The following is an 877-nucleotide window of genomic DNA, read 5'->3' on the forward strand; positions in this document are numbered from 1 at the left end:
GCCGCTCTCCGGGGCGGTCGAGGTGAGCGGCGGGCCGACCCAGACGGAGCGGTCGTCGGTGGCGGTCCGCTCGGCCCGGGCCGAGTCCTGCCGCAGGATCGCGTCGAGGCGCTGCTGGGCGTGCGCGGCGCCGACGCTCGTCGAGGCCGTCATCGGGTCCACCCCGGTGGCGACGTCGTAGACGATGGTCCCGGCGGCCTTGTCGTGCCAGCCCTGTCGGCGGCCCGAGGAGTCGAAGAAGGGTGAGGCGTAGACCACCCACTGGCCCACGCCGCAGGCCAGCGAGCCGGCCGCGGGGACGAGGAACCGCAGCAGGGCGCGCCCCAGGCCCACGGGGCGCCCGGTCTCGGCCCCGAGGACGCGCAGGCCCACCAGACGCTTGCCGATGGTCCAGCCGCGGGTGCCCAGGTACCACCACTGGAAGACCCCGAGGGCCAGGAGCAGCACCTGTCCGATCAGCACGAGGACCGAGGGGCTCTCGACGGTCGTGACCGGTTCACCCTCGGCGACGGCCTGCAGGAGGGGCAGGGTCCCGGCCAGGACGAACCCGCCGCCGAGCAGGAGGGCAGCGACGCCGTCGATCACGAAGGCGAGCAGGCGCCGGGCCATCGTGGCAGGCAGCGCCCCGGGGGTCGGCATCAGGTCCTGGTTCCCTTCGGCTCGAGCAGGTGGGAGGGACCCGACGCACCGGGCCCTACCAGGGGCATCGGCATCCTCAGCCCTGACCCTGAGCCGCGCACGGCGGGGATCGACCGGAGCTGCGATCGTCGCGCCCCCTCGGTCCCGACGATCAGGGGCAGGTTAGCGCGCCGCAGGTGCTGACCGCTCCGGTCCGCGGCGCCGGACCGCGAGCAGCGACGCGCCGACCAGGGCGCCG

The 877-nt window shown here is 75.4% G+C and carries 1 protein-coding gene; it reads right to left on the reverse strand.

All coding sequences use genetic code 11. The features are described from left to right. Positions 1-639 (reverse strand): RDD family protein (locus L0B03_RS18525; protein WP_250448568.1); only part of this gene is annotated, 639 nt, incomplete at its 3' end. Positions 640-877 lie beyond the last annotated feature (238 nt).

The organism is Actinotalea sp. C106 (assembly GCF_023630195.1).
Lineage (GTDB): Bacteria > Actinomycetota > Actinomycetes > Actinomycetales > Cellulomonadaceae > Actinotalea.